At 71.7% G+C, this 24973-nt stretch carries 16 protein-coding genes and 2 pseudogenes; 4 read left to right on the plus strand and 14 right to left on the minus strand.

The genetic code is table 11. The features are described 5' to 3' along the window. Window positions 1-136: 136 nt before the first annotated feature. The 4 genes from ACIHAR_RS36225 to ACIHAR_RS36240 form a co-directional block, all read right to left on the minus strand. Window positions 137-1429 (minus strand): site-2 protease family protein, encoded by a 1293-nt coding sequence (locus ACIHAR_RS36225; RefSeq protein ID WP_365466127.1) that lies wholly within the window; start codon window positions 1427-1429, stop codon window positions 137-139. A gap of 11 nt (window positions 1430-1440) precedes the next feature. Then, the gene (dxr, locus tag ACIHAR_RS36230; RefSeq protein ID WP_400023461.1) at window positions 1441-2700 is read right to left on the minus strand and encodes a 1-deoxy-D-xylulose-5-phosphate reductoisomerase; all 1260 of its coding nucleotides are present in this window, start codon (window positions 2698-2700) and stop codon (window positions 1441-1443) included. Window positions 2701-2796: 96 nt separating this feature from the next. Continuing rightward, window positions 2797-4737 carry an acyl-CoA dehydrogenase family protein gene (locus ACIHAR_RS36235; RefSeq protein WP_365466091.1) on the minus strand — a complete coding sequence of 647 codons (1941 nt, stop codon included), beginning with the start codon at window positions 4735-4737 and terminating at the stop codon, window positions 2797-2799. A gap of 108 nt (window positions 4738-4845) precedes the next feature. Continuing rightward, entirely contained in the window at window positions 4846-5070 is a 225-nt protein-coding gene (locus ACIHAR_RS36240) for a hypothetical protein (RefSeq protein ID WP_400023463.1), read from the minus strand. Window positions 5071-5315: 245 nt separating this feature from the next. Here ACIHAR_RS36240 and ACIHAR_RS36245 point away from each other — a divergent pair, with 245 nt between their 5' ends. The 3 genes from ACIHAR_RS36245 to ACIHAR_RS36255 all read left to right on the plus strand — a co-directional run bounded on the left by ACIHAR_RS36245 (window position 5316) and on the right by ACIHAR_RS36255 (window position 8996). Next, a complete protein-coding gene (locus tag ACIHAR_RS36245; protein ID WP_365466093.1) occupies window positions 5316-6329 on the plus strand; it encodes a LacI family DNA-binding transcriptional regulator in 1014 nt (337 codons plus the stop codon). A gap of 94 nt (window positions 6330-6423) precedes the next feature. Continuing rightward, on the plus strand, window positions 6424-8466 hold the full coding sequence (locus ACIHAR_RS36250) for a TIM-barrel domain-containing protein (RefSeq protein WP_400023464.1): 2043 nt from the start codon (window positions 6424-6426) through the stop codon (window positions 8464-8466). Window positions 8467-8600: 134 nt separating this feature from the next. Then, entirely contained in the window at window positions 8601-8996 is a 396-nt protein-coding gene (locus tag ACIHAR_RS36255; RefSeq protein ID WP_365466096.1) for a hypothetical protein, read from the plus strand. 56 nt (window positions 8997-9052) lie between these two features. Here the strand turns inward: ACIHAR_RS36255 and ACIHAR_RS36260 are convergent, their stop codons facing one another. The 7 genes and pseudogenes from ACIHAR_RS36260 to ACIHAR_RS36290 all read right to left on the minus strand — a co-directional run bounded on the left by ACIHAR_RS36260 (window position 9053) and on the right by ACIHAR_RS36290 (window position 18720). Then, window positions 9053-9781 (minus strand): hypothetical protein, encoded by a 729-nt coding sequence (locus ACIHAR_RS36260; protein ID WP_400023466.1) that lies wholly within the window; start codon window positions 9779-9781, stop codon window positions 9053-9055. Between the two features lie 135 nt (window positions 9782-9916). Further along, window positions 9917-10501: pseudogene (locus ACIHAR_RS36265) on the minus strand (glycoside hydrolase N-terminal domain-containing protein); the annotation flags it as partial. Continuing rightward, entirely contained in the window at window positions 10498-12480 is a 1983-nt protein-coding gene (locus ACIHAR_RS36270; RefSeq protein WP_400023468.1) for a beta-galactosidase, read from the minus strand. The gene ACIHAR_RS36270 and the pseudogene ACIHAR_RS36265, both read right to left, overlap by 4 nt. Further along, complete coding sequence (locus ACIHAR_RS36275; RefSeq protein ID WP_400023469.1) at window positions 12480-14705, minus strand: WD40/YVTN/BNR-like repeat-containing protein; 2226 nt, start codon at window positions 14703-14705, stop codon at window positions 12480-12482. The genes ACIHAR_RS36270 and ACIHAR_RS36275 overlap by 1 nt, the downstream gene beginning before the upstream one ends. Before the next feature lie 317 nt (window positions 14706-15022). Next, entirely contained in the window at window positions 15023-15958 is a 936-nt protein-coding gene (locus tag ACIHAR_RS36280; protein ID WP_365466105.1) for a carbohydrate ABC transporter permease, read from the minus strand. Further along, window positions 15955-16998, minus strand: a complete 1044-nt coding sequence (locus tag ACIHAR_RS36285) for an ABC transporter permease (protein ID WP_400023471.1) — start codon at window positions 16996-16998, stop codon at window positions 15955-15957. Before ACIHAR_RS36285 ends, ACIHAR_RS36280 begins: the two co-directional genes overlap by 4 nt. A gap of 27 nt (window positions 16999-17025) precedes the next feature. After that, on the minus strand, window positions 17026-18720 hold the full coding sequence (locus ACIHAR_RS36290) for an extracellular solute-binding protein (protein ID WP_365466109.1): 1695 nt from the start codon (window positions 18718-18720) through the stop codon (window positions 17026-17028). Between the two features lie 383 nt (window positions 18721-19103). Here ACIHAR_RS36290 and ACIHAR_RS36295 point away from each other — a divergent pair, with 383 nt between their 5' ends. Beyond that, the gene (locus ACIHAR_RS36295; RefSeq protein WP_400023473.1) at window positions 19104-21938 is read left to right on the plus strand and encodes a glycoside hydrolase family 3 C-terminal domain-containing protein; all 2835 of its coding nucleotides are present in this window, start codon (window positions 19104-19106) and stop codon (window positions 21936-21938) included. 140 nt (window positions 21939-22078) lie between these two features. Here the strand turns inward: ACIHAR_RS36295 and ACIHAR_RS36300 are convergent, their stop codons facing one another. From ACIHAR_RS36300 to ACIHAR_RS36310, 3 genes and pseudogenes are all read right to left on the minus strand, one after another. After that, the gene (locus ACIHAR_RS36300) at window positions 22079-23524 is read right to left on the minus strand and encodes an aldehyde dehydrogenase family protein (RefSeq protein WP_365466113.1); all 1446 of its coding nucleotides are present in this window, start codon (window positions 23522-23524) and stop codon (window positions 22079-22081) included. Between the two features lie 132 nt (window positions 23525-23656). Then, on the minus strand, window positions 23657-24337 hold the full coding sequence (locus ACIHAR_RS36305; protein ID WP_400023475.1) for a phosphatase PAP2 family protein: 681 nt from the start codon (window positions 24335-24337) through the stop codon (window positions 23657-23659). Window positions 24338-24724: 387 nt separating this feature from the next. Continuing rightward, a pseudogene (locus ACIHAR_RS36310) lies at window positions 24725-24939 on the minus strand (phosphoesterase); the annotation flags it as partial. Window positions 24940-24973: the final 34 nt, after the last annotated feature.

Raw genomic sequence — 24973 nt, forward strand, 5'->3', positions numbered from 1 at the left:
CGGCCTCCGAGATTACGGCACGGGGACTGGCCCGGGCACATCCCGCTCGTAAACCCACTCGATGGACGACGGCCCGGGTCGTGGACGGCGAACGGCCGGGCACCCAGGGTGCCCGGCCGTCGCGAACCGCGGGTGGCTAGGAGATTCTCACCGGGTTGACCACGTCCGCGATCAGGACGAGGATCGTGAAGCAGATGAAGATCCCGGCCACCACGTAGGCCACCGGCATCAGCTTCGCCACGTCGAACGGGCCCGGGTCCGGGCGGCGCAGCACCTTGGCGATGGTGCGGCGCAGCGACTCCCACAGGGCGCCCGCGATGTGGCCGCCGTCGAGCGGCAGCAGCGGGAGCATGTTGAACAGGAACAGGGACAGGTTGAAGCCCGCGACCAGCATCAGCGCCATCGCCAACTGCTGGGTCGGCGGGATGTCCAGGGTGAAGATCTCGCCGCCGACGCGGGCCGCGCCGACCACGCCCATGGGCGAGTCGGGCTCTCGGGGAGCTCCGTCGAAGGCCGCGTTCCACAGGGCCGGGATCTTGCCGGGCAGGGCGGCGAGGGAGTCGACGGCCTCGCCGATGCGGTCGCCCATCCAGGTCACGGACTCGCCGAAGTCCTGTTTGACGATGCCGGTGGCGGCGCTGAAGCCGAGGAAGCCGGCGGTGACGTACTCGCCCTGGACGATCTGGCCGCCGGCGTCCTTCTTGGCGACCTGGTTGGTGGCGATGGTCGCCGTCAGGGTGACGTCCTTGCCGTCGCGTTCGACGACGACCGGGACGGTCTTGTCGGGGTTGGCGCGGATCAGGTCGGACAGCTCGTTCCAGTCGTCCGTGCGCACACCGGCGAAGGAGACGATCCTGTCGCCCGCCTTCAGGCCCGCGGCCGCGGCCGGGGAGGCCGGGTCCTCGGCGGTGCAGTCGTCGCGGTTCTCGCTCTGCTTGATGACGCACTGGGAGACCGAGCTGACCGTGGTGGTCTGCTGGGAGATGCCGAAGCCCATCAGGACGGTGAGGAACAGTGCCACCGCCAGCACCAGGTTCATGAACGGGCCCGCGAACATCACGATGACCCGCTTCCACGGCTTGCGCGTGTAGAAGAGACGGGTCTCGTCGCCCGGCTTGAGTTCCTCGAACGCGGCGGAACGGGCGTCCTCGATCATGCCGCGCCAGGGCGAGGTGGAGCGGGCGGCGATACGGCCGTCGTCGCCCGGCGGGAACATGCCGATCATGCGGATGTAGCCGCCGAGCGGAATGGCCTTGATGCCGTACTCGGTCTCGCCCTTGTTGCGCGACCACAGGGTCGGGCCGAAGCCGACCATGTACTGCGGCACGCGGATCCCGAAGAGCTTGGCCGTGGACAGATGCCCCAGCTCGTGCCACGCGATCGAGAACAGCAGGCCGACCACGAAGACGACTATGCCGAGGATCATCATCAGGGACGTCATCAACGCGCCTCCGCGGTCGCCGTCTGTGCTGTCAGTTCGCGGGCCCGGGCCCGGGCCCAGGTCTCCGCCTCGAGGACGTCCGACACGGTCAGTGAGGTTCCCGTGCCCGGCGTGCCGTGCTCCTCGACCACCCGCGTCACCGTCTCCATGATCCCGTTGAACGGCAGTGCGCCCCGGCGGAACGCCTCCACGCACTCCTCGTTTGCGGCATTGAACACCGCCGGGGCCGTGCCCGCGAGCTCCCCCACGTGCCGGGCGAGGCGCACCGAGGGGAAGGCCTCGTCGTCGAGGGGGAAGAACTCCCACGTCGACGCCTGGCGCCAGTCGAAGGCGGGCGACGCGTCGGGCACCCGCTCGGGCCAGCCGAGGCCGATGGCGATGGGCCCCCGCATGTCGGGAGGCGTCGCCTGCGCCAGTGTCGATCCGTCCGTGAACTCAACCATCGAGTGGACATACGACTGGGGATGCACGACGACCTCAATGCGGTCGAAGGGAATGTCGTAGAGCAGGTGTGCCTCGATGACCTCGAGGCCCTTGTTGACGAGGGTCGCGGAGTTGATCGTGATCACCGGGCCCATCGCCCAGGTGGGGTGGGCGAGGGCGTCCTCGACGGTGACGTGCGCCAGTTGTTCCTTCGTGCGGCCGCGGAAGGGGCCGCCGGACGCGGTGACGACCAGCTTGCGGACGTCGGCGCGGGTGCCGGCGGCGAGGGCCTGGAAGAGGGCCGCGTGCTCGGAGTCCACCGGGATGATCTGGCCGGGCTTGGCGAGCGCCTTGACCAGCGGGCCGCCGACGATGAGCGACTCCTTGTTGGCGAGCGCGAGGGTGCGGCCCGCCTCCAGCGCGGCGAGGGTGGGCGCGAGGCCGATGGAGCCCGTGATGCCGTTCAGGACGGTGTGGCAGCCGGAGGCGGCGAGCTGTGTGGCCGCGTCCGCCCCGGCGAGGATCTCGGGGAGCGGCTCCCCGGCGCCGTACTCGGCGGTGAGCGCCTCGCGCAGGGCCGGGACGACGTCCTCGCGGGCCACCGCGACGGTCCGCACCCGCAGCCGGCGGGCCTGCTCGGCGAGGAGGGCGACCCGGCCGCCGTTGGCGGACAGGCCGGTCACCCGGAAGCGGTCCGGGTTGCGCAGCACGAGGTCGATGGCCTGGGTGCCGATCGACCCGGTGGAGCCGAGGATCACCACGTCCTTCGGGCCGTCGCCCGCGACGGGGTCGTAGACGAGGTGAGGGTCGGCGAGGGGGGCTGGACTGTCGCTCATCCCCCCATTGTCGCCGCACGGGGTGCGGGCGTGGGCAGGGTGTCCCCTCACGGTCCCTCTCGTGGGGGGACACCCCTGGCGTGGGTGCGCGCCGGCTCACCTGATCGGGCGGTGCACGTTCTCCCGCTCGCTCGGGCCCGCGGTGGCGTCGGCGATCCACGGGCCGTCGCCCGACGGGTCGACGACACCCTGCTCCAGCCACTCGTAGGTGCCGGCCAGGACGCCCTTGACGACCTTGCGGTCGAGGTCGTCGGTGTTGGCCCACAGGCGGGTGAAGAGGGCGTCCACGCGGTGGCGGGCCTGCCGGCAGAAGACGTCGGCGAGCTGGTAGGCCTCGCGGCCGTGGTCGCCGCGGGAGCGCAGCAGTTCGGCACGCACGCAGGCCGCGCTCATCGCGAACAGCTCCGCGCCGATGTCGACGATCCGGCCGAGGAAGCCCTGCTTGGTCTCCATCCGGCCCTGCCAGCGGGACATGGCGTAGAACGTGGAGCGGGCGAGCTTGCGGGCGTGCCGCTCGACGTAGCGCAGATGCGGGGAGAGATCGACCTCGTGCTTGAACTCGGCGTACGCCGACGGGAGCTGGCCGGGTCCCGCGACCAGCTTCGGGAGCCACTTGGCGTAGAAGACGCCCGCGTTCGCGCCGGCCCTCGCCTTGTCCTGGAGGGACTTGTCGGGGTCGATCAGGTCGCCGGCGACGGAGAGGTGGGCGTCGACGGCCTCGCGGGCGATCAGCAGGTGCATGATCTCCGTGGAGCCCTCGAAAATGCGGTTGATGCGCAGGTCGCGCAGGAGCTGTTCGGCGGGGACCGCGCGTTCGCCGCGGGCGGCGAGGGACTCGGCGGTCTCGAAGCCGCGGCCGCCGCGGATCTGGACCAGTTCGTCGGCCATCAGGCAGGCCATCTCGGAGCCGTAGAGCTTGGCGAGGGCGGCCTCGATGCGGATGTCGTTGCGGTCCTCGTCGGCCATCTGGGAGGAGAGGTCGACGACGGCCTCCAGCGCGAAGGTGGTCGCCGCGATGAAGCTGATCTTGGAGCCGACGGCCTCGTGCAGGGCGACCGGCTTCCCCCACTGCTCGCGGGCGGCCGACCACTCGCGGGCGATCTTCAGGCACCACTTGCCGGCGCCGACGCACATGGCGGGCAGGGAGAGCCGGCCGGTGTTCAGGGTGGTCAGGGCGATCTTGAGGCCGGCGCCCTCGGGGCCGATGCGGTTGGCGGCGGGGACGCGCACCCGGTGGAAACGGGTGACGCCGTTCTCCAGGCCGCGCAGGCCCATGAAGGCGTTGCGGTTCTCGACGGTGATGCCCTCGGAGGCGGCCTCGACGACGAAGGCGGTGATGCCGCCCTTGTGGCCCTCCGACTTCGGCACCCGGGCCATGACGACCAGGAGGTCGGCGACGACGCCGTTGGTCGTCCACAGCTTGACCCCGTCGAGGACGTAGTCGTCGCCGTCCGGGACGGCGGTCGTGGCGAGGCGGGCGGGGTCGGAGCCGACGTCCGGCTCGGTCAGCAGGAAGGCCGAGATGTCGGTGCGGGCCAGGCGCGGCAGGAAGGTGTCCTTCTGCTCCTGGGTGCCGAACAGCTTCAGCGGCTGCGGTACGCCGATCGACTGGTGGGCGGAGAGAAGCGCGCCGATCGCCGGGCTCGCGGAGCCGACCAGGGCGAGGGCCTTGTTGTAGTAGACCTGCGTGAGACCCAGGCCGCCGTACTTGGTGTCGATCTTCATGCCGAGGGCGCCGAGTTCCTTGAGGCCGTTGACGGTCTCGTCGGGGATGCGCGCCTCGCGCTCGATGCGGGCCGAGTCGATCTGCGTCTCGCAGAAGTCGCGCAGCTTGGCGAGGAAGGCCTCGCCGCGCCGCGTGTCCTCGTCGGCCGGCACGGGGTGGGGGTGGATGAGGTCGAGCCGGAAGCGGCCCAGGAACAGTTCCTTGGCGAAGCTGGGCTTGCGCCAGTGCTGTTCCCGGGCCGCCTCGGCCACCTGGCGGGCCTCACGCTCGGTGACGGTGGGTCGAGGGGATGAGGAGGGTGGTGCGGACATGAGGCTCACCTCGCCGCGAATCGGGATCAGGGACCTTGGTTACCGACGGGTCCTACTCGATCGTTGGTACCCGATCCGGGGCGACCCCACCACCCCTCGCGCGCCCGTTCAGCCGACGCCGACCGAGCGGGAGACGGTGTCCGGACGGCCGCAGCCCTTGAAGACCTCGGTTCCGGCCCCGATCCCGGAGACGTACTCGTCGTCGCCGAGCGGATTGCGCCGAACGAGTGCCTGGGCCCGGGCACGGTGACGCCGGCGGCGGCCGCGAGGGCGACCACGGTGGCGGTGAGGGCCTTCGCCCCCCTTGGAGAAGCGGGGGCGACGGTGTTGCATCGGGGGTCCTTCCGGGGGACGGTTCGTGTGCCGACCCCCAGTGGCCGCCCGCGGCCGGACGCGTTGCCGACGGCCCACGAGCCCGGCCGACCACCCCACCGGATCACTGTCCCTCGAGATTGTTGTCGAAGCGCTTCGACAACCTATGGACACCCACCCCCGCTAAAGCTACTGTCGAACCACCCACACCCGCCCCTGTTCGCAACGCGCACTGTCGAAGCGCTTCACAAAGCTTGGAGAGCTGGATGGTCACCCTCGCCGAGGTCGCCCAGCACGCCGGAGTCTCGGCGAGCACGGTGAGCTATGTCCTCAGCGGCAAGCGGTCCATCTCCGCGACCACCCGGGAGCGGGTCGAACAGAGCATCCGCGAACTGGGCTATCACCCCAACGCGGGGGCCCGGGCCCTGGCCAGCAGCAGGTCCAACATCATCGCGCTGATGATCCCGCTGCGCACCGACATGTACGTCCCGGTGATGATGGAGATCGCCATCGCGGTCGCCACCACCGCCCGCACACACGGGTACGACGTCCTGCTGCTGACCGGCGAGGAGGGTCCCGACGCCGTCCGCCGGATCACCGGCAGCGGGCTCGCCGACGCGATGATCCTGATGGACGTCCAACTCGACGACGAACGGCTGCCGTTGCTGCGCGGCACCGACCAGCCGTCCGTCCTCATCGGACTGCCCGCCGACACCACCGGGCTGACCTGCGTCGACCTCGACTTCACGGCGACCGGGGCGCTGTGCGTGGAGCACCTGGCGATGCTCGGCCACCGCGACATCGCTGTCATCGGCGAGGCGCCCGCGGTCTACGAACGGCACACCGGGTTCGCCGAGCGCACCCTGGACGGACTGCGGTCCCGTTCGCGGGAGCTGGGCGTCCGGTTGCTGCACCGGCCGTGCGAGGGCGGGTACGACGCCATGGCCGCGACCCTCGCCCGGATCCTCGACGAGCGGCCGGGCACCACGGGCTTCGTCGTCCAGAACGAGTCGGCGGTCGAGCCGCTGCTGGCACTGCTGCGCCAGCAGGGGCGGGCCGTGCCCGAGGACGTGTCGGTGGTGGCGATCTGCCCCGAGCAGGTCGCCGTCCAGGCCTCCGTGCGGCTGACCTCGGTCGCCATCCCCGCCCAGGAGATGGGCCGGCACGCCGTGGAACACCTCGTCGCCAAGCTCGACGGCCGCGGCAAGGACGACGTGGTGCTGCTCGCGCCCGAGTTGACGGTCCGGGCGAGTACGGGTCCGGCGCCCGCGGCCTCCTGACCCACCCCGTTCTCCGCTGTCGTGCCCTGCCGGGGCACCCCCATGTCTGCACTCCTCATGTCTGCACTCCTCCAGGAGCACAGGAGCAACTCACGTGAATCAGCCTGCCGAAAACCAGCCTCAGGTAAGCCTCGCGCAGTCGTCGCCCACCGTCGGCACGTTCCGTGAGCGGGACGGTGCGCTGGAGTGGAGCGGCCGTCAGGAGACCCTGCGCATCGAGCCGTGGGGGCCGGACGCGGTCCGGGTCCGTGCCCGGCTCGGCGGTCCCGTCCTCGACGGTCTGCCCGGCGCGCTCCTCCAGGAGGCCCCGGCCGCGCCGTACACCGTCAAGGTCGAGGACGGCCTGGGCCGGCTGACCGTCGGCGCCCTCACCGTCGAGGTGAACGCCGAGGGTCTGATCCGCTTCCTGCGCACGGACGATTTCTCCGAGATCCTGGCGGAGGAGCGCGCCCACTTCTGGTGGCCGGGACCGCGCCTCTACACGGCCGTCGGCAACGGCTACCACCGCCTGGAGCAGCGGTTCGCCGCCTACGACGACGAGAAGCTGTACGGCCTCGGTCAGCACCAGCACGGCCGGCTGGACCAGAAGGGCCTGGTCCTCGACCTGGTCCAGCGCAACGCCGAGGTCGGCATCCCGGTGCTCACCTCCAGCCGCGGCTACACCCTGCTGTGGAACAACCCGGCGATCGGCCGGGTGGAACTGGCCGGCAACGGCACGCGCTGGGTGGCGGACTCGGCCCGCCAGATCGACTACTGGATCACCGCGGGAGCCCCGGCCGACGCCCAGCGCCGCTACAGCGCGGTGACCGGCCGCACGCCGATGCTGCCGGAGTGGGCGGCGGGCTTCTGGCAGTGCAAGCTGCGTTACCGCACCCAGGACGAACTCCTCGCCGTGGCCCGGGAGTACAAGCGTCGTGGCCTGCCCCTCGACGTGATCGTCTGCGACTTCTTCCACTGGACGCACCTGGGCGAGTGGAAGTTCGACCCGAAGGAGTGGCCGGACCCCGCCGCGATGGTCCGCGAACTGGACGAGCTGGGCGTCAAGCTGGTGGTGAGCGTCTGGCCGTCGGTGTCGCCGCTGAGCGAGAACCACCCGGTGATGGAGCAGCGCGGCTACTTCATCGGCACCCAGTACGGCCCGATGGCGCACGCCGACTGGCCGGACAAGGAGGTCGCCTCGACGGTCCAGGTGGCCTTCTACGACGCCACCAACCCGGACGCCCGCGACTTCGTGTGGTCGAGGGTGCGCGACAACTACCTGACGCCCTACGGCATCAAGGCCTTCTGGCTGGACGCCTGCGAGCCCGAGCTGAAGCCGGGCTTCCAGGAGAACCTGCGCTACTGGGCGGGCCCCGGCCTGGAGGTCGGCAACATCTACCCGGCCGAGAACGCCCGCACCTTCTACGAGGGCCTGCGCGCGTCCGGCGAGGACGAGATCGTCACCCTCAACCGCTCGGCCTGGGCCGGCAGCCAGCGCTACGGCGCCGCGCTGTGGTCCGGCGACATCGGCACCGACTTCGCCACCCTGCGCCGCCAGATCGCGGCCGGCCTGAACACCGCGCTCGCCGGCATCCCGTGGTGGAACACCGACATCGGCGGCTTCCACGGCGGCGACCCGGACGACCCGGACTACCGCGAGGTCATGGTCCGCTGGTTCCAGTTCGGCGCGCTCTCCCCGCTGATGCGCCTGCACGGCTTCCGCGACCCGGGCATGCCCCTGGGCCCCGACATGACGGGCGGCCCCAACGAGGTGTGGTCGTACGGCGAGGAGGCCGGCGCGGTCCTGGAGCGGTACCTGCGGCTGCGCGAGCGGCTGAAGCCGTACGTGCTGGACGTCATGCGGGAGGCGCACGAGGAGGGGCTTCCGGTGATGCGGCCGCTGTTCCTGGAGTTCCCGGACGACGCGGCGGCCTGGGGCGTCGACGACGCCTACCTGTTCGGGCGGGACCTGCTGGTCGCGCCGGTGCTGACGGCGGGCGCCACGGCCCGTACGACGTACCTCCCGGCGGGCGCCGCCTGGACGGACGCGTGGACCGGCGAGACCTACGAGGGCGGTCGCCGCGTCACGGTGGACGCGCCGCTGGACCGCATCCCGCTGTTCCTTCGGGACGGGGTGGAGCTGCCGATCGTCGAGTGAGCTGCGGGACCCCTGTGGTGCAGGTGGTCGGTCCGCGCGGCGTGGACCGGCCATCCCGCGGGTGCCCGCGGCGGGGACAGCCGACCGAAAGGGGGCTCCCGGAGGCGGCTGCGCCCCCGACAGCATGGCTGGACATGACCATCAAGAGCAGGCTCGCGGTCGTCGGAACGGCGACCGCGGCCGTAGCAGCCACCGCACTGGCCCTCGCACCCACGGCCTCCGCCGACAGCTACAACGGCTGTGCCTATCCCCGGGTGTGCTTCTATCCGACAGTGAGCAACTGGAACAGCGCCTCGCCCGCCGCCGCCTACCAGGACGTCACCACGTCCTACCAGAACCTCGGCTCGCGCAGCCGGGGCGCGGACTACGTGCACAACACGCGCAACGACGACCGCGTGTACCTGCGCTACACCCGCAACAGCACCGGCGCGACCGAGTACCTCTGCGTCCTGCCGAACCAGACCGCCGTCTTCTCGTCGGCGTACACGGTGACCGGCATCAGGATCGACACGGCGTCCACCTGTCCCTGACCGACGACGGACCCCGCCGCCCTCCGAGGGTGGCGGGGTCCGCTGGGTGCGGCCGGTCAGCTGCTGGTGACGGACATGCTGTTGGTCCGGAAGTCCAGGCCGCCGGAGGACGAGGTGATCTCGAAGCCGAACTGCACGTCGCCGATGGTCTCGTTGCCCATCCAGCCCTTGGTGTCCTTGATCCACTTCAGGATCGGGAGGATCTGGACGGTTCCGGAGGTGGAGTCCGAGGTGCGCAGGAACGAGAAGACGTCCCAGTAGGTGCCGTCGGACCGGTAGGCCCGGCCCTTGTAGACGTTCCAGCTGTGCCCGCCGAGCGTCACGCTCTGCTGGAAGGTGCCGAGCGCGCCGACGGCGCCGTTGTGGTTGACCCAGAGCATGGTCTCGTAGTCGTAGTCCGTGTCCCAGATGTCGTACGACGAGTTGTACGAGCCCGAGGACGGGACGGTGACGTTGTAGCTGCTGTTGAGCGAGCCGAGGGAGGTGATCGTCTTGTTGATCACCTTCTTGGCGTTGGGGTAGGACTTGATGCCGCCGGTGTCGGGGTGGTCGGCCCAGACGCCCCAGTTCGTGCCGGAGTTGGCCCAGATGCACTGGCTGCCGGCGCCCCCGCCCCAGATGTTGTTGTAGAGGGTGTAGCCGTTCAGGCTGGTGTTGCCCCACTGTTCGCAGGAGTTCCAGACGGCGGCCGAGGCGGGGGCGGAGGCGAGGCCGACGGTGGCGCCGAGCGCCAGGGCGGGGGCGAGCAGGGCCTTGGTGAACCTGCCGAGGATGCGTGATGCCATGGGGTCCCTTCCATGGGTGGGGGGAAGTGCGGGATGTGTGGGGCGCTACCACGTCCCCAGGGTGAGGACGCGGTCCTCTCCGGCGACCAGGTCGAGCGGCTGGGCGCCGGAGGAAGTCCGGAGTTCGACGCGGTGGGTGAGCAGCGTGCCGTGGCCGACGCCGAGGGCGGCCGGCGCGCCCGGAAGCCGGTGGTCCAGGGAGAGATCGAGGGTGAGGTCGCGGCCGGTGACGTGCTGGACGATCACGTCGTCCGCGCGGGAGACGAAGACGCGGCTGGTCCAGTCGGCGCGGCCGGCCGTGGTCTCGCCGGTGGTGAAGTCGACGCCGCGGCGGTAGCGGGCCGGGTCCGGGTCCGCGGGCGGGCGGCGCAGGCGGGTCTGGAAGGCGGGGTGGAAGGGCTGCACCCACCGCGTCGGCCGTCCGTCCGTGAACCTCTCTGCGGCCGTGAGGTCTCCGGCCAGCAACCGGTCCTGGAGTGCGGGGAGTTCGGCGGCGAGTTCGGGGGGCCTGGCGTGCTCGGAGCCGTTCGGGCGGACGAGGGTGTGGTGGGTGACGACGACCCGGTCGTCGTCCGGATCGCCGAACACGAGGGCGCCGTGGTGGCCGTTGCCGCTGAGGAAGGCGTCCTCCCAGCGGGCGGCGGGTCGGGGCTCCCAGGTGCCGTGGACCGGTCCGGGGGCCGTGGGCGGTGTGGGCGCCGCTGTCGTCGGGGAGGTCATGGCCGCAGCACCGCCACTCCGTAGCGGCCGAGCGCGACGGTGTCCGTGACCGTGGCGCCGGTGAGCAGGTCGGTGTGGGTGCCCGGGACCTGGACGGTGACGGGCTCGCGGCCGTGGTTGAGGACGAAGAGCAGGTCACCGCGGCGGACCGCCTCCACCCCGTCGGGCAGGCCGTCGAGGACGGGACGGACGCCGGCGTCGGCCGCGACGCGGGCGAGGAGGCCGCGCAGCGCGGCGGGCTCGGGAAGTGTGGAGACGTACCAGGCGCGGCCCCTGCGCAGGACGGCGGGCAGTCCGTCGAGTTCGCCGCCCCTGTACGCGGCCTCGACCGAGGCGTCCGCGGACTCCTCGATCTCCTCCGACCACAGGGTTCCCCGGAAGCCGTCGGTCTCGACGGTCTCCTCCCGTTCCAGCGGCCACCACTCGTGCAGGGTGCGGATGCCGAACAGCTCGCGCAGCCGGGCGTCCATGCCGCCGGGCCGCACCCGGTCGTCCGCGTCGGCGACGCCGGTGAGGAAACCGCAGACGAGGGTGCCGCCGCCGTGGACGTACGCGCGGAGGTTGTCGATCGCCGCGTCGGTGAGGGCGTACAGCTGGGGCACGACGACCAGCCTGTACGCGGTGAGGTCGTGCTCGGGGTGGGCGAAGTCGGTGGGGAGGTGAGCCTCCCAGAGGGCGCGGTGCCAGGCGCGCAGGACGTCCGGGTGGTCGACCTCGCCGGAGGGCCGGCCGTCCTGGGCGCCGGCCCACCAGGCGTGCCAGTCGTGCAGGATCGCGATGTCGCCCGCCGTGTGCCGGCCGGTCACCTCGGCGCCGATCCGGGCGAGGTCGGCACCGAGCTGCTTGACCTCCCGGTAGGTCCGGCCCTCCTCCCCCGCGTGGCTGACCATCCCGGAGTGGAACTTCTCCGCTCCCTGCCGGGACTGGCGCCACTGGAAGTAGCAGACGGCGTCCGCGCCGCGCGCCACGGCCTGCAGGGACCACAGGCGGTTCAGGCCGTGCGGCTTGGGGTGGTTGACGCCCCGCCAGTTGACCGGGCCCGCCGCCTGCTCCATGAGCATCCACGGGCCGCGCGCCTGGGAGCGGGTCATGTCCTGCACGAGGGCGCCGCTCTGGGCGCCGAGCGGGTCGCGTGGGTCGGGGTAGAGGTCGACGGAGACGACGTCCTCCTCCTCGGCCCAGCGCCAGGCGTCCAGGCCGGACCACAGCGGCATGAAGTTGGTGGTGACGGGGAGGTGCGGGGTGGCCCGGCGGACGATGTCGCGTTCGGCGGCGTAGCACTCCAGGAGCATGTCGGAGGTGAAGCGCCGGAAGTCCAGTACCTGGGTGGGGTTCTTCAGGTAGTGGGCGTGGCGGGGCGTGTGGATCTCGGCCCAGTCGCCGTAGCCCTGGCTCCAGAAGGCGGTGCCCCAGGCCTCGTTGAGGGCGTCGAGGGTCCCGTACCTGTTCCGCAGCCAGTAGCGGAAGCGGGCCGCCGCCTCGTCGCTCCAGTCGTAGGTGCAGTACTCGTTGTTGATGTGCCACATGGTGAGGGCCGGGTGGCCGCCGTAGCGGGCGGCGAGGTCCTCGGTGATGGCGGCGGCGTAGCGGCGGTAGGTGGCGCTGGAGTGCGAGAAGTGCTGGCGGCCGCCCCACCACTCGGTGCGGCCGTCCTGGTCGACGGGCAGGGTGTCGGGGTGCAGGTGGCCCATCCAGGGCGGGGGCGATGCGGTGGGGGTGGCGAGGACGACACCGACGCCGTTGTCGTGCATCAGGTCCATGAGCCGATCGAGCCAGCCGAATTCCCGGGCGCCCGGCCGGGGTTCGAGCTTCGACCAGGAGAAGACGCCGAGGGTGACGGAGTTGACGCCGGCGTCCCGCATGAGGCGGACGTCCTCGTGCCAGGTCTCCTCCGGCCACTGCTCGGGGTTGTAGTCGCCGCCGAAGAGGAGGCGCCCCCGGGTGGCGTCGTCCAGCGTGGGCCTTTTTCCGGTGGGCATCAGACGGGCTCCCCGTACTGGATGCCCCGCCCGTTGGTGGCGAGGTAGACCCGGCCGTACACCCGCGGGTCGCCGACGACGGTCTCCCCGGTCCAGCCCCACTGGTGGGCGTCGTCGTTGATCCGGACCCAGGTCCTCGCCTCGTCGTCGGAGCGGTACACGGCGGTGACGGCCTCGGTGGCTCCGACCATGTAGATCGCCGGGTAGGCGGCGCCGTCGGCGGCCTTGCCGAAGCCGAGGGTGTACGAGGCCCAGGGGCCGGCGGCCTTCGAGAAGCTCGCGCCGCCGTCCGTGGACCGGTAGAGCCCGTTCCACTTGGTGCTCAGCCACAGGTCGCCGGACCGGCCGGGCGCCGCGACCAGCTCCAACTGGCTGTCGCCGGAGGGCAGCCCGGTCGCCCGCGCGGTGAAGGTGCGGCCGCCGTCGGTGCTGGCGAACAGCGTCCCGGTGTCGGTGTCGTACGCGTAGAAGCGCATCGGGTCGGCCGGGTCGGCGACCGGTGTGGCGCCCTTCGGGAAGGAGGGGACCTCGGACCAGGTGGCGCCGTTGTCGGTGGAGCGGTGGGCCGGGTACTTGGTGCCGTCCCAGTGCACGAAGACCCACAGCAGCACGCTGCCGTCGGCGTTGGTGGCGATCGGCCCCGGTGCGTCCTTGCCGAGGGCGGGCTGGGCCGCGAAGGGCGCCCAGGTCCGCCCGCCGTCCTCGGAGTACGCGCCGTTGCCGTGGTCGCCCCAGCCGGTGCGCACGACGTACGACGGCCTGGCCGCGGCCAGGGCGAGTCCCGTCGCCGTGCCGAACACGGGGTTCGTGGCCATGCCTCGGGACGGGGACGCGGTGAGCCGCTCGTGGTAGAGCACGCCGATGTCCCCGCATCCGCTGATCAGGTGCGCCTGCCCGGTCGGCGGCGAGATCAGCTGGCGCACGGACGTCTCCTCCAGGCCGCGGATCTGCGGCGCCCAGTGCCTCAGGTCGCGGGTGCCGTAGAGGGTGGCGCCGGTGCCGTAGACGACGTGCCGCGAGTCGTACGGGTCGACGGCCACGGCCTGGATCCACCAGCCGAACTTCGGCCGGTCCTCGCCCCATCTGAGGTAGGGGGTCTCCGACACGTCGAAGACGGCGGTGTCCTTGAGGGAGGTCCACCTGCGGCCGCCGTCGGTGGTGCGGTACAGGGTGTCGACGGCCGCCCAGCGGTTGTTGGTGGAGACGACGACCGTGCCGGGGCGCCGGGCGTCCACGGCGATCCCGCCGTAGCCGAAGCTGTCGGTGGACCCGTCGCTCGTGGTCCCGCCGGGCTTCACCGGCGTGACCTCGGTCCACTGGCCGGTGACCGTGGCCAGCTTGTGCACACTGCCGTCGGACTGGCCGTTGGGGCCGGGCGCGTCGGCGTACGTCACGTACAGCTCGCGGGTGTGCCGGTCGTACGCGGCGCGGATCGGGACCTTGGCGGCGGTGCCGGCGGGCTGCCCGGGGACGGGCTCCCAGGTGGCGCCGTCGGCGGTCCTGAACAGGTTCGCGGAGGTGCCGTCGGCGTCGCCCCAGCCGGCGTAGACGGTGCGGCCGGCGGCGACGAGGAGGGTGACGCCCTGGCCGGTGGCGCCGGGGGTGGCCGGGAAGGTACGGGCGGCCGCCCACGTGGCCCCCCGGTCGGTCGACTTCAGGAGGCCGTCGTGCCGGGTGCCCAGCCACAGGGTGTCGCTGTCACGGGGGTCGACGAGCAGGCGTTCGCCCGCGCCGCGGCCGTCATCGTTGGCGCCGAGCTTCACGGTGAGGTCGGTGCGGGTCCAGGTGGCGCCGCGGTCCTCGGAGCGCAGGATCGCGCCGTTGCCGGCCCAGGACTGGGCGTAGGTTCCGAGGGCGAGGTAGAGGCGGTCGGGGTGTGCCGGGTCGACGGCGAGGGCCTCGACGCCGAGGAGGTTCCAGTCGTCCCAGCCGAGGTGGTCGGTGAGCGGGGTCCAGCGGGCGGTGCGGTCGTCCCATCGGTACGCGCCGCCGATGTCGGTACGGGCGTAGGCGAGGCCTTTGACGGCGGGGTGGAAGAGGACGCCGGTGATGAAGCCCGTGCCGCCGATGACGGCGTTGCGCCACCGGTAGGCGGGGGCGCCGGCGGCGGGCTCGGCCTGCTCCGCGGCGTGCGCGGTGCGCTGGAGCGCGGGGACGGCGGTGAGGGCGGCGGCGGCCGCCGTCCCGGCGAGGACGGAGCGCCGGCTGAGGGGTGAGGCGTGCATGGGGTTTCCTCGCAGGGGTCGGGATCGTGGACCTGGGTTGGCTGGTGCCGTGCGCCGCGGCGGGGAGTGGCACGCGCGGCCGGGTGCCGCCTGCGCCCACCCGTGCCGCCCCGGGCGGCACGCGTGCCCGCATCCGGGCGGGAGGGCGGAGCGCCGTGTGCGGGCGGCGGGGCGGGCCCCCGGGCGGCCGTCCGGTCAGCGGTGACCGCGCCGGCCTCCGGGGCGCGGGGCCGTGTGGAGGTGCGGCTCCCGGCGTGGCGCGGCCGGCCACCCGCGGGCCGCCGGGCGCGCCGCGGCCCCCCGCACGGGCACGACCGCTACCCCTTGACCGCGCCGGTCAGCATGCCCTTCTTGAAGTGCTTCTGGACGAACGGCGACAGCACCGCCACCGGCAGCAGCGCCATCACCATCACCGCCATCTGCACGGCGAGACCGGACAGTTCACCGGTCTTGATGGCCTGGCCGAGGCCCACGGGGGCCTCCTGCTTCTGGACGAGCTGGATCATGACGTTCTGCAGCGGCATCATGTTCTGGTCGTTGAGGTACAGGGACGCGTTGAACCAGGCGCTCCAGTAGCCGACGGCGTAGAACAGCGTGATGACCGCCAGTACCGCGCGGGACAGCGGCATCACGATCTGCCACAGGATCCGGAAGTCGCCCGCGCCGTCGATCCGCGCACTGTCGATCAGCTCCTGCGAGATCCCCATGAAGAATCCGCGCAGCACCAGGATGTTGAAGACGCTGACCGCGCTCGGCAGGATCAGCGCGAGATAGGTGTCCGTCAGTCCGAGCGACTGCACCAGCAGGTAGGTCGGGATCAGGCCGGCGCTGAAGAACATCGTCGCCAGCAGGACCATCAGCAGCCAGCGGTGGCCGAGGGACCCTGTGCGGGACAGCCCGTAGGCGCACAGCACCGACACCGTCATCGAGAACGCCGTGCCGACCAGGGTGATCAGGATGCTGATGACGGCGGCGCGCGTGACCTGCCCCCCGCTCAGCAGCTCCTGGTAGGCGACGAAGGTGATCCCCTTCGGGATCATCACGAGACCGCCGGCCTCGTCGATGGTCTTCCGTGAGGAGAGGCTGGTGACGACCACGATCCACAGCGGGAAGAGGATGGCCAGGCAGACGAACGAGAGGGCGATGCCCTTGCCCGCGAGGCCGGCCCTGGACGGCGGCTCCTCCCACACCGGCCGCGGCGGGGCCTCCCACCAGCGGGGTTCCTTCACCGGTTCGTCGATCACGGCGCTCACTTCTTGTACACCCCCTGCTCGCCCATGAGATGGGCCACCTTGTTCGCGGCGAGGACCAGACCGATGCTGACCACGCCCTTGACGAGGCCGGCGGCTGCCGCGTAGCCGAAGTCCTGGTTGCGCACGCCGTTCCACCACACGAAGGTGTCGAGGACCTCCGCGGCGCCCGGCCCGACGGCCTCCCGCTGGAGGAGGATCTGTTCGAAACCGACGGTGAGGGCGTCGCCGACGCGCAGCACCAGCAGCAGTGCGATCACCGGGCGCAGCGCGGGCAGGGTGATGTGCCACATGCGGCGCCAGCGGTTCGCGCCGTCCATCGCGGCGGCCTCGTACAGGTCCTGGGGGACCGAGGCCAGCGCGGCGAGGAAGACGATGATCCCCCAGCCCGCGTCCTTCCACACGCCCTGTGAGGTGATCAGGAACGGGAAGGTGTTCGGGTCGGTCATGATGTCGAGGCCGTCGTACCCGTGCTGCCGCAGCAGCTGCGAAAGCATTCCCGCACCGCCGAACATCTGCTGGAAGACGGCGATGACCAGCACCCACGAGAAGAAGTGCGGCAGGTAGAGGACGGCCTGCGCGACCGCTCGCACCCGGGGCCTGACCACGCTGTTGATGAGCAGCGCGAGCAGGATCGTGACCGGGAAGAAGACGATCAGCTGCAGGAAGAACAGCACCAGCGTGTTCTGCACGGCCTGCCAGAAGGCCGAGTCCTCGAAGATGCGCCGGAAGTTCTCCACGCCCACCCAGGGGCTGTGCAGGATGGAGACGACCCCGTTGTCGCTGATGTAGGGGTCGTACTCCTGGAAGGCGACGACGTTGCCGAGGATCGGCACGTAGTTGAAGAGCAGGACCAGGAGGACGGCCGGCAGGGTCATCAGGAGCAGGACACGGTCGCGTCTGAACCTGAGCCGCAGGCTGAGCCTCCCCTGCCTTCGCGGGGGCCGGGAGCCGGTGGCGCCGCCGGACGCCACCGGGGTATCACCGGACTTCGCCGGCGTACTGGCCTCGGTCCCGCTCCGAGGCACCGTGCTGTTCGACACGGCCGTTCTCCTTGCCTCGGTGCCGGGTCAGCTCGCGGCCGAGCCGTTGTCGTCGAGCAGCTTCTTGTACCAGTCGCGCAGTTGGTCGCCGCCCTTCTTCTTCCAGTCGGAGACGGCCTGCTGCATGTCGCTGATCTTCTTGCGGCCGCGTGTGATGTCGTCCTCGAGCTGCTCGAAGTCGTTGGAGAGGTTGGTGTAGCGGGCGGGCTCGGTGATCTGCATGCCGTAGAAGGCGGACTTCTTGGTGAAGGCACCCATCCGCTGCTGCCACTCGACCTGCGCCTTGGCGACGTCGGGGAAGTCGGGGTGCGCGATCGTGGCGGCGGGGCTCGCGACCATGACGTACGCGTTCATCACGTCGATGTTGCCCTGGTCGGTCTTGACGGGGACGCCGTCCTTGACGGTGTAGTGGGTGCCCTCCACACCGTAGTTGGTCATCATGAACTCCTTGGTGCCGTACGGCGCGGCGGTGACGTTGGCGACGGCCAGCGCGTCACGGATCACGGACTCCGACGCCTTCTTGTTGACGAAGGCGAAGATGCCGGCCGGCTGCTCGGCCCAGAGGGTCGGGTCGCCGCCGTCGTGGCCGAAGACGTCCATGCCCCAGATCTTGAACTCAGGGTTCTGGGCCGCCTGTTCGCCGGTGCGGCTCCACCACTGGCTGATGTTGTTGGCGTAGATCAGGAACTCGCCGGCCGCGAACTTGGGGCCGGGATCGGTGGCCTGGCTCTTGCCCAGCTTGGCGTCGGGGTGGACGACCCCGGCGGCGAAGAGCTTGCGGGTCCACTCCAGCGCCTCGAGGTACTCCTCGGTCTCGATGCGGTAGACCAGCTTGCCGTCGACGAGGTTCCAGCCGAGCGGCTTCTCGCTGCCGGAAAGGACGCCGAAGGCCTGGAACGCGGTCCACTTCATGTCGAGGCAGGCCCACCGCTTGGCCTTGGCGTTGGTGATCTCCTTGGCCAGCGCCATGAACTCGTCGGCCGACCTCGGGACCTCGTACCCCTCCTTGTCGAAGACGTCCTTGCGGTAGAGGGGGACGATCCCGGTGACGTACGGGGCCGGCTGCGGCAGGCCGAGCAGCCTGCCGCCGAAGAGGGAGCGCTGCCAGGCGTCGGTGGGGATCGCCGCGAGGTTCGGGTACTCCTTGACGGCGTCCCCGGAGAGGTACGGGCCGAGGTCGGCGAACTTGCTCATGATGGCGCTGGGTATCTTGCCGTTCATGTTCCAGCCGGGGACGACCACCACGTCCGGGACGTCGCTGGAGGCGAGGACCGCGCCGAGCTTCTGCTCGTAGGTGTTGCCGTCCTGGTTCTGCCAGGCGACGTCGACGCCGATCAGGTCGTTCATCGCTTTGTAGTAGGCGTTGTCGGACTTCGGCGGGGAGCCCCAGAAGGGGGACATGATGGTGACCTTGCCGCCCTTGCCGAGCTTCTTCGGCACCGAGGTCTTCAAAGTGGCGAGATCGAGCTTGCTGGTGAAGCCGATCGCCGAGCCGTTCTTGGCGGGGATGTCGGGCGTCACCACATTGCTGGCGACATACGCCGGCAGGATCTTCTCGGCGTCCTTGCCCGACGTGGTGCCCTCGCGCGAGCCGCTGTCCGAGCCGCCGCAGGCGGCAAGCAGCGGCATGCCTCCCGCCACCGCTGCGGTGGCGACCGCCGTGGAGGCGAGGAAGCTTCTCCGGCTCGGCCCGGAGGAGGCGGAAGCGGCGTTCGGCGTCATTGCGTCAACCCTTCATGGCGCACCAGGACACCCGGCGGGGGCCGTCGGCTGCGGTGTCTCGAGTGGAACTGGCTGAGCTGAAGCGTTCTCGGTCCCTGATCGCCGCCAGGACGGGTGGCCGCCTGCGCGGCTCCTCACTGTCGACGGATCGTCGAAGCGCTTCGATGTTGCTGCGAGGTTAAGTGAAGGGAGGGGGGCGCACAAGGGTCGCTCCCAATATTCCTCGGACGTATCCGGGTTCGGTGCACGCTCATGTACGGCTTGAAATAACGGCCGGGTATCGGAGTTGTTGCCGGGGGACGTCTTGACACCCACCCCGACGTCGAATGAGCATCGAAGCGCTTCGAAAGAGCTCTCCCCGCTCCATCGCAAAGGGATCCCACGTGACCGCACACACGCCGCCCACGCCGCCTTTCCGCGATCCGCACCTGCCGTTCGCGAAGCGCATCGACGACCTGCTGTCGCGGCTGACGCTGGATGAGAAGGTCTCCTTTCTGCACCAGTTCGCCCCCGCCGTGGAGCGGCTCGGCGTCGCCGCGTTCCGCACCGGCCAGGAGGCCCTGCACGGTGTCGCCTGGATGGGCCCGGCGACGGTGTTCCCGCAGGCCGTGGGGCTGGGCGCGACCTGGAACGAGGAGCTGGTCCGCCGGGTCGGCGAGGCGGTGTCCAAGGAGGTCCGCGCGATGCGCGCCCGCGACGAGCGGGTGGGCCTCAACGTGTGGTCCCCCACGGTCAATCTGCTGCGCCACCCGCTGTGGGGCCGCAACGAGGAGGGCTACTCCGAGGACCCGAAGCTGACCTCCGCCATCGCCACCGCGTACACGCACGGTCTGCGCGGGGAACATCCGACCTACTGGCGCACCGCCCCGGTCCTCAAGCACTGGCTGGCCCACAACAACGAGACCGGCCGGGACGTCACGTCCTCCTCGGTCCGGCCGCGCGTGCTGCACGAGTACGACCTGCGCGCGTTCCGCGAGACGGTCGAGGCGGGCGCGGTGGCCGGTGTGATGCCCGCGTACAACCTGGTCAACGGCCGCCCCAACCACGTCTCGCCCTACCTGCGCGAGCACCTGCGGACCTGGACGGACGAGGAGTTGCTGGTCTGCTCGGACGCGGGCGCGCCCTCCAACCTGGTCGACTCCGAGCACTACTTCGACACCCACGAGGAGGCGACGGCGGCCGCGCTGACCGCGGGCGTGGACAGCTTCACCGATCACGGCACGGACAGCTCGAAGATCACGGCACGCGTCCGGGGCGCTCTGGACCGGGGCCTGCTGACCGAGGCGGACGTCGACGCGGCGGTCCGCCGCCAGCTGTCGGTCCGCTTCCGGCTGGGCGAGTTCGATCCGCGCCACGACCCGCACGCGGGCACGGGCGAGTTCGACACGCCGGCCCACCGCGCCCTCGCACAGGAGGCCGCCGAGCAGGCGGTGGTCCTGCTGCGCAACGACGGCGTGCTGCCGCTCGCCCCCGACACCCGGATCGCCGTGGTCGGGCTGCTCGCCGACGAGTGCAAGCTCGACTGGTACAGCGGCACGCTGATCCACCGCTCCACACCGCTGGAGGGGCTGTACGAGCGGTTCGGCGCCGAGCGCGTGGCGTTCGCCGAGGGCGTGGACCGTGTGCTGCTGAAGACCTCCGCCGGCACGTACCTGCACGTCCCGGCGGCTCCCGAGGCCGCCGACACGGTGCGCGGCGCCGAGGGCGCCCTGGACCCGGCGCTGCTCGCGGGCCGCACCGACCTGCCGCCGCTCACCACCGACGCCGGCGGCACCGAACTCGCCATGGCCGACTGGGGCGAGGACGTCCTCACCCTGCGCGCCCCGGACGGCCGCTACCTCTCGGTCGCCGAGGACGGCTTCCTGCGCGCCTCCGCCGACCAGCCCGGCGGCTGGGTCGTCCAGGAGACGTTCCGTCTCGAACCCCATGGGAACGGTCACCTCCTCAGGCACGTGGGAACGGGTCGCCACGTATCTGTCACCGCCGAGGGCGTGAAGGTTGCCGAGGACAATCCCGAGATCTTCGAGCTCATCGTCGTCGAACGCGGCGAAGACGCGGTGACCCGCGTCGCGGCCGAGGCGGACGTGGTCGTGGTGGTGGCGGGCAACGACCCGCACATCAACGGCCGCGAGACCGAGGACCGCACCACCCTGCGGCTGCCGGCCCAGCAGGAGCGGATCCTGGAGGCGGCCCGCGCCGCGAACCCGCGCACGGTGCTGGCGCTGGTGTCGGCGTACCCGTACGCGTTCGAGCCGGGGCGGCTGTCCGCGGCGCTGTGGACCGCGCACGGCGGGCAGGCCGCGGGGACCGCCCTGGCGCGCGTCCTGGCCGGTGACGTCTCCCCCGCGGGCCGGTTGCCGCAGACCTGGTACGCCGACGACGCGGACCTGCCCGACCTGCTCGACTACGACGTGATCGGCGCCCGCCAGACGTACCTGTACTTCGAGGGCGCCCCGCTGTTCCCGTTCGGGCACGGCCTGTCCTACACCTCGTTCGGGTACGCCGACCTGGCGGTGGCCGTCGAGGACGACCTGGCGCGCGTGTCCTTCACGGTCACCAACACCGGGGAGGCGACCGCCGACGAGGTCGCCCAGCTCTACACGCGCGCGGTGGACCCGTCGGTCACCCGTCCGCGCCGCGAGCTGCTGGCCCACCGCCGGCTCACCCTCGCCCCGGGCGAGAGGCGGGAGGTCTCCTTCGACGTCCCGCTGTCCGCCTTCACCTTCTGGGACGTGGCCCGGGGCGGCCGGCGTCTCGAGCCGGGCCCGTACGACCTGCTGGTCGGCGCCTCCAGCGAGGACGTCCGGCTGCGGACGACGGTGACGCTCGACGGCGACCCGGCGGCCCCGCGTCCCGTCCTGCGCCGGGGCCTGGCCGCCGTCGACTTCGACGAGCACAGCGGCATCGAGATCGTGGACCGGACGAAGGTGTCGGGGGAGGCGGTGACACCGGTGGCGGGCGGCTCGGGTGAGCTGGTCTACCGGGCCTGCGACTTCGGCGCCGGCACCACCGGGGTGACGGTGGAGGTGGCCGGCGAGGGCACGGTGGAGGTCTCCCTGGCCGGCGCCCCGCCGGCCGTGCTGACGCTCGACACGGCCACGGCGGGACCGTACGACTACACCACGCTCGACGCCCCGTTCGCCGCGGAGGGCGTGCACGACCTGCGGCTCAGGCTGCGCGGCCCGCTGCGGCTCGCGCTCGTCGGCTTCTCCGGTTGAGGGTCCGGACCAGGCCGACGCGACGAAGGGGCCCGGCACCGGAAGGCATCGGTGCCGGGCCCCTTCAGGGACGGCGATCTCGCGTCGACAGCGAGACTACCTGAAAATGGTTCCCATGAGCCAGAGGTTCGCCGGATCGGTCAGAGAGCGAGCCCGGTGAGGACCAGCACGCGCTCGTACGTGTAGTCCTCCATCGCGAACCGCACGCCCTCGCGGCCCACCCCGGACTGCTTGGCGCCGCCGTACGGCATCTGGTCGGCGCGGTAGGAGGGCACGTCGCCGATGACGACGCCGCCGACCTCGAGCGCGCGGTGGGCGCGGAAGGCGACCTGCACGTCGTGGGTGAAGACGCCCGCCTGGAGTCCGTACTTGGAGTCGTTGACCGCGGCGAAGGCCTCCGCCTCGCCGTCCACCTTCTGCACGGTGAGGACCGGCCCGAAGACCTCCTCGCAGGAGATCGTGGCGGTGGCCGGTACGTCGGTGAGGACGGTCGGCGCGTAGGAGGCGCCGTCACGCTTGCCGCCGGTGAGCAGCTGCGCCCCGGCGTCGACCGCCTCCTGCACCCACGCCTCGACGCGCTTGGCCGCGTCCTCGCTGACCAGCGGGCCGACGTCGGTGCTGTCGTCGGAGGGGTCGCCGGTGACCTGGGCCTCGACGGCGGCGACGATGCGCGGCAGCAGCCGGTCGTGGACCGAGGCGTCCACGATGACCCGCTGCACGGAGATGCAGGACTGGCCGCCCTGGTAGTTGGAGAAGGTCGCGATGCGGGTCGCGGCCCAGTCGAGGTCGGCGTCGGACGCCCAGTCGCCGAGGACGACGGCCGCGCCGTTGCCGCCCAGCTCCAGGGTGCAGTGCTTGCGCGGCACCGAGTCCATGATCGCGTAGCCGACCTTCTCGGAGCCGGTGAAGGAGATGACCGGCAGCCGCTCGTCCTGGACGAGGGCGGGCATGCGGTCGTTGGAGACCGGCAGGATGCTCCAGGAGCCGGCGGGCAGCTCGGTCTCGGCGAGCAGTTCGCCGATGACCAGGCCGGAGAGCGGGGTGGCCGGGGCCGGCTTGAGGATGATCGGCGCGCCGGCGGCGATGGCCGGGGCCACCTTGTGGGCGCAGAGGTTCAGCGGGAAGTTGAACGGCGCGATGCCGAGCACGACACCCTTCGGGAAGCGCCGGGTGAGGGCGAGGCGCCCCTGGCCGCCGAGGTCGGTGTCGAGCCGCTGGGCCTCGCCGCCGTTGAACCGGCGGGCCTCCTCGGCCGCGAACCGGAAGACCGACACGGCACGGCCGACCTCGCCGCGGGCCCACTTGATCGGCTTGCCGTTCTCGGCGGAGATCAGCCGGGCGATCTCCTCGGTGCGCTCGACGAGCCGCTTGCTGACGTGGTCGAGGGCGGCGGCGCGGACGTGGGCCGGGGTGGCGGCGAACTCGTCCCGCACGGCGTACGCGGCGGCCACGGCCTCCTCGACCTGCGCGTCCGTCGGCACGCTGACCTTGCCGACGAGACGGCCGTCCCACGGGGAGGTGACGTCGAAGCTGTCCTCGCCGGTGGCCTGGCGGCCGGCGAGCCAGAAGGCGTGGGTGGAAGTCATTGTGGAGTCCCGGCCCTTCCGCGTTGGGGGTGTGCTGGCTTTCCTGGTCCACGGTAGGGGCGGGGAGGCGGAGGGTCGTTTGTCCGAGTCGTAGTGGTGGGGGACGGGGGTGTGCCGGTTTGGCGCGGTCGGCTACCGCCCGACGCGCCGCAGGAGCAGCCACAACGCACCCAGCAGCACCGTCCCCAGGCACCAGCTGGCCACGACGTCCGACGGCCAGTGGTAGCCCTGCCGGACCAGCCCGAGGGAGACGGCCCCGACGAGGACGACGGCGGTGGCCGCGACCGCGCGGCGGACGAGCGCCGTGAGCAGCCAGGGCACCAGGATCAGCGCGGCGGCGCCGTAGGCGGCGGCCGCCGTCGCCGTGTGCCCGGAGGGGTAGTAGCCGGTGGCCGGCGGCACGACGGGCGTGCCCGGCCGGTCCGTCCACTCCTTCAGGGGTATGACGATCAGCGGCATCAGCGCCATCGGTGCGAGCGCGGCGACGGGGGGCAGCCACCACCGGCCGGCACCAGCGGCCCTCGCCCGCCGGGCGACGTACCAGACGACGAGCAGCAGCACGGGCACCGCGACCGACACGTTGCCGAGGTCGGCGAGGGGTTCGAAGGCCGGATCCGGGTGGGCGAGGGCGCGGCTGAGGCGCTCGTCGACGCCCAGGAGCGGCCCGTCGGCGGTCACCTGCCAGGTGAGCAGGGCGAAGAGGAGGGAGGGCAGGCCGAACAGGAGGGTGAGGAGGAGGGCCCCGGGAGCCGGGCGTCCGGCGTCCGGCGGTATGGGCGCGTCCTTCGTCGGCTGCTGGGGACGGGTCGGCATGGGCTCCAGCTTGTCAGGTAGGGCCGTGTGCGCCCGCCGGGAAGTGCGGGGCGCCGGTCTGCTCCATGATCGCGGCGGTCGGCGGAACGCGCACGGCGGGAGCAGGGCGCGCCCCGTGCCGGCGATCCCCAGGGGACGGGCGCAGGACGTCCGCCCGGGCGAGGTGCTGGGGACGCGGCGGCGCGAGCGCCGGCTCGGCCGGAGCGGAGACGACCGGCGTGGCACGTCGTCGCGGGCGAGCCGCGCGGTACCGGAGGCGCCGGGGGGTGCGCGGCGGACGCCCCGAGCCGACCGAAACGAGACGTTTCGTACCGGAGCGTGGCGAAAAAAGAGACCCCGGAGTGAATCCGGGGTCCGTTCTCCGTGGTCCGCACCTCAGAAGGAGGTCGGCCACCCCGGAACAGGGGGGGTGGTTCCGGGGTGGCCGTCCGGATCGGAACGCCGCGCGCCCCGGGGGGTTTGGGGCGGGCGACCGTCCGATCGGTGAGGAGATCCGGAGCCGGAGGCTCCGGTTGTGTGCGCGAGGCACGACCAGGTCGAAGCTGGGGAGGCCCCGGCCTGGGATCGCCCGCAGTCGCCTGCGGGCGGGGTGTATCTCTCATCTGGGTAGAACCTACGGCAGTGACTGGCGGGGCG

It is taken from the genome of Streptomyces sp. NPDC052016 (genome assembly GCF_044548445.1).
GTDB lineage: Bacteria > Actinomycetota > Actinomycetes > Streptomycetales > Streptomycetaceae > Streptomyces.

Bases quoted from the DNA above. Each gene is read 5' to 3' on its own strand.
- ACIHAR_RS36225 (WP_365466127.1), bottom strand. From the start codon at position 1,429: ATGATGATCCTCGGCATAGTCGTCTTCGTGGTCGGCCTGCTGTTCTCG.
- dxr (WP_400023461.1), bottom strand. From the start codon at position 2,700: ATGAGCGACAGTCCAGCCCCCCTCGCCGACCCTCACCTCGTCTACGAC.
- ACIHAR_RS36235 (WP_365466091.1), bottom strand. From the start codon at position 4,737: ATGTCCGCACCACCCTCCTCATCCCCTCGACCCACCGTCACCGAGCGT.
- ACIHAR_RS36240 (WP_400023463.1), bottom strand. From the start codon at position 5,070: ATGCAACACCGTCGCCCCCGCTTCTCCAAGGGGGGCGAAGGCCCTCAC.
- ACIHAR_RS36245 (WP_365466093.1), top strand. From the start codon at position 5,316: ATGGTCACCCTCGCCGAGGTCGCCCAGCACGCCGGAGTCTCGGCGAGC.
- ACIHAR_RS36255 (WP_365466096.1), top strand. From the start codon at position 8,601: ATGACCATCAAGAGCAGGCTCGCGGTCGTCGGAACGGCGACCGCGGCC.
- ACIHAR_RS36260 (WP_400023466.1), bottom strand. From the start codon at position 9,781: ATGGCATCACGCATCCTCGGCAGGTTCACCAAGGCCCTGCTCGCCCCC.
- ACIHAR_RS36270 (WP_400023468.1), bottom strand. From the start codon at position 12,480: ATGCCCACCGGAAAAAGGCCCACGCTGGACGACGCCACCCGGGGGCGC.
- ACIHAR_RS36275 (WP_400023469.1), bottom strand. From the start codon at position 14,705: ATGCACGCCTCACCCCTCAGCCGGCGCTCCGTCCTCGCCGGGACGGCG.
- ACIHAR_RS36290 (WP_365466109.1), bottom strand. From the start codon at position 18,720: ATGACGCCGAACGCCGCTTCCGCCTCCTCCGGGCCGAGCCGGAGAAGC.
- ACIHAR_RS36300 (WP_365466113.1), bottom strand. From the start codon at position 23,524: ATGACTTCCACCCACGCCTTCTGGCTCGCCGGCCGCCAGGCCACCGGC.
- ACIHAR_RS36305 (WP_400023475.1), bottom strand. From the start codon at position 24,337: ATGCCGACCCGTCCCCAGCAGCCGACGAAGGACGCGCCCATACCGCCG.